This window comes from Methanothrix sp. (assembly GCF_024518575.1).
Classification (GTDB): Archaea; Halobacteriota; Methanosarcinia; order Methanotrichales; family Methanotrichaceae; genus Methanothrix_B.
On the sequence record NZ_JANIHG010000053.1, the window covers coordinates 1 to 6,977 of the forward strand.

General features: G+C 52.8%; 6 protein-coding genes. 2 read left to right on the top strand and 4 right to left on the bottom strand.

Annotated elements, in window-relative coordinates:
• The 4 genes from NQU42_RS07875 to NQU42_RS07890 all read right to left on the bottom strand — a co-directional run.
• The coding region (locus NQU42_RS07875; protein ID WP_296610472.1) for a cation:proton antiporter at positions 1–983 on the bottom strand (983 nt) is incomplete at its 3' end.
• An 81-nt stretch (positions 984–1,064) separates the two neighbouring features.
• The gene (surE, locus tag NQU42_RS07880) at positions 1,065–1,862 is read right to left on the bottom strand and encodes a 5'/3'-nucleotidase SurE (protein WP_296610474.1); all 798 of its coding nucleotides are present in this window, start codon (positions 1,860–1,862) and stop codon (positions 1,065–1,067) included.
• A 769-nt stretch (positions 1,863–2,631) separates the two neighbouring features.
• Positions 2,632–3,039, bottom strand: a complete 408-nt coding sequence (locus tag NQU42_RS07885; protein WP_296610475.1) for a DUF1699 family protein — start codon at positions 3,037–3,039, stop codon at positions 2,632–2,634.
• A 607-nt stretch (positions 3,040–3,646) separates the two neighbouring features.
• Positions 3,647–3,949: a 2TM domain-containing protein gene (locus tag NQU42_RS07890; RefSeq protein ID WP_296610476.1), complete on the bottom strand. Its 303-nt coding sequence runs from the start codon at positions 3,947–3,949 to the stop codon at positions 3,647–3,649.
• Positions 3,950–4,433: 484 nt separating this feature from the next.
• Here NQU42_RS07890 and NQU42_RS07895 point away from each other — a divergent pair, with 484 nt between their 5' ends.
• Together NQU42_RS07895 and purM are read left to right on the top strand one after the other, a co-directional pair.
• Entirely contained in the window at positions 4,434–5,831 is a 1,398-nt protein-coding gene (locus tag NQU42_RS07895) for an aspartate kinase (RefSeq protein WP_296610478.1), read from the top strand.
• Entirely contained in the window at positions 5,828–6,826 is a 999-nt protein-coding gene (gene purM / locus NQU42_RS07900; RefSeq protein WP_296610479.1) for a phosphoribosylformylglycinamidine cyclo-ligase, read from the top strand. The genes NQU42_RS07895 and purM overlap by 4 nt, the downstream gene beginning before the upstream one ends.
• Positions 6,827–6,977: the final 151 nt, after the last annotated feature.

The window sequence follows — 6,977 nt, forward strand, 5'->3', positions numbered from 1 at the left end:
CTGACAAGCACCACCATTCGCATGGGGAGGCCGATGATCGACGTGGCAAGTGCAGATGTAATGGCTTTTATTAATATAATGCATATTGAAATGGCTATGATGAAAGCTGTGTTCTCCATGAGCACTCTGAGATCGAGAAGCATGCCGATGGATACGAAGAAGAAGCTTGAGAATGAATCCCGCAGCGGTCGGATGTTCCCGATCGCGTGCAGGCTGTAAGGAGACTCGGATATCACCAGTCCGGCCAGAAATGCGCCCAGTCCCAGAGAGAGTCCCGCAAAGGAGCTGAGCCATGCTACAGCAAAGCACATGCCCACCGTGAAGAGGAGAAATAGCTCGTGATCCCCTGTCTTCAGCACCTGATAGAGAATCTTTGGCACAATCCACTTCGCACCTACAATCACAACTGCTATAAGCATCATTGCTTTGAGAATGATAAACAGAGGCGATTCTGCTGTGGAAGCAGCTGCTCCCGGCAGCATGGGTATGAGCAGCATCATCGGTACCACTATGATATCCTGGAATATCAGTATGCCAAGTATGGTCCTTCCGTGAAGTGTATCAAACTCTCCCCTCTGCTGGATTATTCTGAGAACTATGGCTGTGCTGCTTAGTGATACCATGAACCCCAGGCCGATAGCCTCCCCAAGAGGTCTATCCAGACTTGCCAGAACAAAAAGGACCGCAAGTGTGGTGAACAGCACCTGCAGAAAGCCGCCGACCAAAACAAACCTCTTTATCTGGAGCATGTCCTTAAGGGAGATCTCTATGCCTACGGTGAAGAGGAGCAGTATAACGCCTATCTCAGCCAGGACCGCCACCTGATCGAGGGAGCGGATCAGACCCAGAGACTGTGGTCCTGCAATGATGCCAGTTATGAGGTACCCCAGAATCGCAGGCATCCTGATCCGGTGGAAAAGAAATAGCACAGCTGAGGAGAGAACAAATATTATCACTACGTCCCTAAGCAGCTCGGTCTCCAAATGCCGCCACTCCCCCAATGAGATAGGCTTTGTTTCATGTTCAACCAGGCGATGCCCGGCGGGGACGTGCGCAGGGCAATGCTAGATGTTTTCCACGAGATCCAGGACTTCCGCGAACTCGACCCTCGCTGTGGAATCGATTGTGAGCGGGGTCACCGAGATCTTGCCCTCCTGATACACAGCCCTGACATCCGTGCCCTCTCTCTCACCGCATATGAGATCCCCGCCGATCCAGTAGTAAGGACGCCCTCTCGGGTCCCTGCGCTCCTCAACAGCGGTCCTGAATATCTTCCGTGCAAGCCGCGTGACGACTATCTCTGTGTCATCAGTGGCATTCAGCGGAAGGTTGATGTTCAGGATATCAACTCCTGCAGGCATGCCCCTCTCCAGGACCCTTATCGCAACCCTGCGGAGAATATTGATAGCAGTATCGAACCTGTACTCAACGGAGTGGTTGTTATCGAACTTGTCCCCTTGATCCGCGACCTGTATCGATGCCGCGATCGCCGGTACACCGTAGCTGGCAGCCTCTATGGCAGCGCCGATGGTTCCGCTGGTTGTGACGGTGTCTGTGCTTATGTTCTCCCCCACATTTATGCCGGATACAGCGAGATCTGGGAGCTCCCCCTTCATCACAACAAAGATGCCAAGTATGACTGAGTCTGTTGGTGTGCCGGAGACAGCATACGCTCTTCTCCCGTCGAGGCTCACCTCGGCCATCCTCAGCGGCTCGAATACCGACACAGACCTGCCTACGCCGCTTCTCTGGCCGGAGGGAGCTACCACAACCACCTCACCAAGATCCTCGACGCTCCGCACCGCTGCCCTCAGCCCCGGTGCGTAAATCCCGTCATCGTTCGTGACCAGTATTCTGCGCATCCTGTGATCCCTGCTCAGCTCTCATCCGGTCTCTGAGGCAGGAGTTATATGTGTTTTTGGGTGAGGATATGGAATGCAGTCGTGTATTTTGAGCTCAGGCGCATGCGAGCACGTCGGTTGTGGGCTTGCTTCACCGAGGCAGGATTTTTACAAATCATCGCACTCTACAGCTATATCAGGGACCAATTACCATGAAAGAGCTCGATCGGCATTATGATTTTTTGCAGATCATCACACTCTACAACTATAGTACCACTTTCATCCATTTGGCGCTTCTTTTATTACATGCGCCGTTTTCATGTTCCACGATGTCACTGAAGTCAACATATGGCTGTATTGCGAAAAATATCAGAAAATCGCTAACCTGAACGAGAATGCTTTAAAAAATAATCAAACTGTTGGGACCATGTTGGGACCAGAATGCGAAAAACTACGAAACGGAGCGTTAATGCAGAATGTGGGTTGAAATTGCTGACAGGCAATCGAACCGACGGACATTCACCTCAGACCGCGGGTAGAGCCTCTCTGAGATAGCAGCACACCGGGTCTGTGAAACCTTCGACAACAAGTCGAAGCGCAGGAAGCCCTCCCATTCAGGGTAGGAGGTCACGAGAGTTGCAGCCGCAGACCTTGAGGCGACTTCAAAACATGCGAGCATGCAGAGACGCGCCCAGCCGAATCGACATGCTGGCGATTTTGGTGGCTATCTGCGCAAAAACAGTGCAGTGACTTCGCGGTGGTGGTGCGATCCAGGAGTTTCGCTCCTGGGTCACGCCGTTACCTTTGTCTTTGCGATGTACCTTATGAGATCCGGGCCGATCCTCGCCTTCTTCTGGAGCTCCTCCGCCATCTGCTCAAAGGATACACCCTTGTTGATCATCGACCTTATCTCTTCTATTGTGCTGTCGCTCACCGTGAAGTACTCGTCAAGATCCTTCCTGTGGCCCCAGACGTCGCCCTCGAGCAGCTCGATGCCCTGCATCTCCAGGAAAACCTGAATGGCGTTCGACATCGTCTTCTTGTACGATGGCGGTACCTGGATCACCCTGAGCCGGGGGCACCTCTGCATAAGATTCAGGAAATCGACATTCGATGCTCTGAAGGCCAGATGCACCATTCTTTCATTCGGATTGAGCTGTGCGATCTCGCTCTTGGAGCTGACTACTCTAATTCTCATAGAGACTCACCATACCTAGGGGAAATATCATATTATTAATAGACACTTGTGGTTTATGATACCGTATAAATAAAGTTCTCCTGGGCATAAACACAATTAAAATTCTAATATTCATCTTCTGGAAGATCCTCCGCGTCTCTAACAGGCAGCTATGTCATCAATGAATGATGTTCCAGGCTGCCGCGCAATATAGAGCTTCCAGCGCTCTGAAAATGTCTGGAATGCCGGAGCTGGTCATCTGAGGATTATCACTGTCAGAATAATAAGCAGTGGCAGTGCCAGAGTTACAAGCAGGCTCCACAGCCCGAACCTCTCAGCAGCGCGGCACCATGGAGCGCAGAGCCGACCACCGGTAAATCTCCCGCAGACAAGAGAACACCACCATCTGAATAGAGGGCATCGCGCGACCTTCCAGTCCCTGCACCTCTCGGGTATACTTCCCATGTATCATGATGTCTTCTCGCTAAAATAAATGCTTAACTGTCATGCACAGTTAGTAAAAAATATTACATCTATGCCATCGTGGGGTTGAACCTCCGGATTTATCAAGCGCCCAGGAATCCGATCCGAATCCTGGGAGCTCCGGAAGAATCCACAGCTTCAAGGTTCACCTCAGCTTGGATTCTATCTCACTCTCCCTGAGCTTGCAGAGGTTTTCAGCCCCACGCACGTAGAACCAGTAATGGACCACCACCAGCAGTCCCCAGCCCACTATTGGGTAGTACATCGCCCAGCCGGGGATTGTCTTTATCGTGCCCATGGCGTTGAGGGCTATCCAGATGGCATTCACCACAATGTAGATCGCTATGTGAAGCTGGAACAGCTTCACCTGATCCGAAACGGTCGCCTCTCTAAAAAGTCTTTTGTATTCTTCCAGGGTCGCAGCCAACAGTTCCACCTCCTTCGTCATGTGGATGCCTGCTTTCTGACGTGAGGATTAACCTGTCATGCACGCGTAACCTTCAAGGCAACAAACCACAGAGCGTGGCGCCATTGCACAATCGCTACACAGCAGCGATGCAGCGAATGCAAGCTCTGATCAGGACACGTGCACCTCACGCCAGGAATTAGTACTGTTGTTTTTCAACTTTATATACGTTGTTCTTGTTTTGCTGTGTTAAATAATGTTTGAGAATCAGATAGCAGAGGCTGGATTCATACGGATTGCAATTTAGTAAAAATCAATAGCTTTCGACCTTAGAGCTCTTAATTATTCAACACAGCATCTTGTTTTTAAGCGTGCCGGCTGCATTGCCGGTCCTGGGTGAGGAGTATCAGCTGGCTGGTGCCTTAAAGGTCAGCGATTATACATGGATCTTGGATCCTTGCGGCCACCGCCCTGTCATATCCTAAAGCTTATATCGTTGTATGGCTGGTATGGGGCAGGGTTCCAGATGGCACGCTTGGTAATGAAATTCGGCGGGGTTTCTGTAGCTGATGGCAGGCGGCTCAGAAACGTTGGGGAGCTTGTGAGGGGATTCAGCTCAGGGAATGAAATCGTGGTGGTGACCTCTGCCCTCCAGGGGGTCACCGATGATCTGCTGGAATGTGCGAGATCCTCTGCAAAATACGGCAGGGTCTCTGATGTCGAGGATTTCATCAGAAAGCTTGCTGAGAGGCACGAGCAGGCGATCACAGATGCGATATCCAATGATGCGATCCGTGAGGAGATCAGATCAGATATACGCAAGAAGATCGAGATGCTCGAGAAGGCCTACGTCGGGATATGCTATCTCGGAGAGCTCACACCGAGATCCATAGATTACATCTCAAGCTTTGGCGAGCAGCTCTCAGCCCCGATACTCTCAGGCGTCTTCAGGGACATGGGGATTGAGTCGAAGTACTACACAGGTGGAGATGCGGGGATAATCACAAACAGCGATTACGGGAACGCGAAGCCTCTTGAGAAGAGCTACACACTCATAGGGAAGAGGCTGCTGCCCATAAAGGGAATACCTGTTGTCACCGGCTTCATAGCAAAGGATGAGAACGGCATAACAACAACCCTCGGGCGCGGCGGGTCTGACTTCACAGCATCGATAATCGGCGCTGCGATAGACGCGGATGAGATCTGGTTCTGGAAGGAGACCTCTGGAGTCCTGACAGCTGACCCCAAGATAGACCCGTCTGCCAAAACCATACCCACGATATCCTACATAGAGGCCATGGAGCTATCATTCTTCGGGGCGAAGGTGCTTCACCCGAGGGCGATCGAGCCAGCGATAAGGAAGGGCATACCCGTAAGGGTGAAGTGCACATTCGATCCCGATAGTCCGGGCACAAGGATAGTGCAGGAGGAGGAGCTGAAGGACGGCGTCATAAAGGCGGTGAGCCTCTCCACAAATGTTGCGCTGCTCAACGTCTCAGGCGCGGAGATGATAGGCACCCCTGGAGTTGCGGCCAGGGTATTCTCGGCTCTCGCAAACTCCGGGGTGAACATAATCATGATCAGCCAGGGCTCTTCAGAGGCGAACATATCGATGGTGGTCGAGGAGAGGGACCTCGACAGGGCAGAGGAGGCGCTGAGGCGCGAGCTCCCCCGGGAGATCGTGAAGGATATCACCCACAACAAGGATGTCTGCGTCGTCGCAGTTGTAGGCTCTGGCATGGCAGGCACACCTGGTGTAGCCGGCCGTCTCTTCAGCGCCATGGGGAGAGCAGGGATAAACGTGAGGATGATCAGCCAGGGCTCGAGCGAGCACAACATATCTTTCGTCGTCGCATCAAAGGATGGAAAGCGTGCTGTGCAGGAGATACACAGGGAGTTCAAACTCAATGGTGAGCACGCATGAAGGGGATGACCTACTCCGAGGCAGGCGTCGATATAGAGCTGGAGAACAGATCCATCGATGCGATGAAGCGCAGGCTCACGTTCTCCAGAAAGGGCTTCGGCGCACCTCTTACCGACATAGGACATTATGCTGGCCTGATCGACATGGGCGATTTCGCGATAGCGATGACGACAGATGGGGTCGGTAGCAAGATCCTGATCGCAAATGCTATGCGCAAGTGGGATACCATCGGGATAGACTGCATCGCGATGAACGTGAACGACCTCCTCGCAGTAGGCGCTGAGCCGCTGGCGTTTGTTGATTACCTCGCTGTGGAGAAGGTCGATCCTGAGGTCTCGGAGCAGATAGCTGTAGGACTCCAGAAGGGCGCTGAGATCTCCAACATCAGCATAGTCGGCGGTGAGACTGCATCGCTCCCTGAGATGATCCGGGGCCTGGATCTGGCCGGCACTGCCATAGGGTATGTGAAAAAGGACAGGGTGGTCACCGGCGAGAGGATCCGCACCGGAGATGCTGTTGTGGGGGTGCCAAGCACGGGGCTGCACAGCAACGGTTACACGCTCGCCAGGAGGATTATCGAGAGTTCTGACTACACATACTTCGATAAGATGCCGGGCGACTCCAGAAGCATAGGCGAGATCCTGCTGACCCCAACCAGGATATACATCGAGGTCCTGGAGCTCCTCAGGAGATGCGATGTTCATGGCCTTGCACACATCACAGGCAGCGGGCTCCTCAAGCTTCATCGCATAACAGATCTCGGGTTTGAGATAACAGACCCCATCGAGCCCCAGCCTGTATTCAGGTTCCTGCAGGAGCTGGGAGGGGTGGATGATGCTGAGATGTACAGGACGTTCAACATGGGCATGGGGTTCGTCGTGGTGCTTCCTGAAGAGCAGGCAGATGATGCGTGCAGGATAATGGGGCCAGGCTCGAAGGTAATCGGCAGGATAGTTGAGAGCGGCCTCAGGGCAGGCGGCATCAGGTTCCAGTAAAAAGGCCTGGGATTTGAGGCATCGAGGAGAATAACGACTGGTCTGTTAAGTCCTTGACAGTCAGACACGCTCCAAACGCCTCGACCGTTCCAGGCTCTGTCGAAGACGGTCGAAGAGGTGAAGCTCCACATATGGAGGCATTACATGCCGA

What these genes read in the sequence shown, in the direction of transcription:
- surE (WP_296610474.1), bottom strand. Translation starts at nt 1,862, where the DNA reads ATGCGCAGAATACTGGTCACGAACGATGACGGGATTTACGCACCGGGG.
- NQU42_RS07885 (WP_296610475.1), bottom strand. Translation starts at nt 3,039, where the DNA reads ATGAGAATTAGAGTAGTCAGCTCCAAGAGCGAGATCGCACAGCTCAAT.
- NQU42_RS07890 (WP_296610476.1), bottom strand. Translation starts at nt 3,949, where the DNA reads ATGACGAAGGAGGTGGAACTGTTGGCTGCGACCCTGGAAGAATACAAA.
- NQU42_RS07895 (WP_296610478.1), top strand. Translation starts at nt 4,434, where the DNA reads ATGGCACGCTTGGTAATGAAATTCGGCGGGGTTTCTGTAGCTGATGGC.
- purM (WP_296610479.1), top strand. Translation starts at nt 5,828, where the DNA reads ATGAAGGGGATGACCTACTCCGAGGCAGGCGTCGATATAGAGCTGGAG.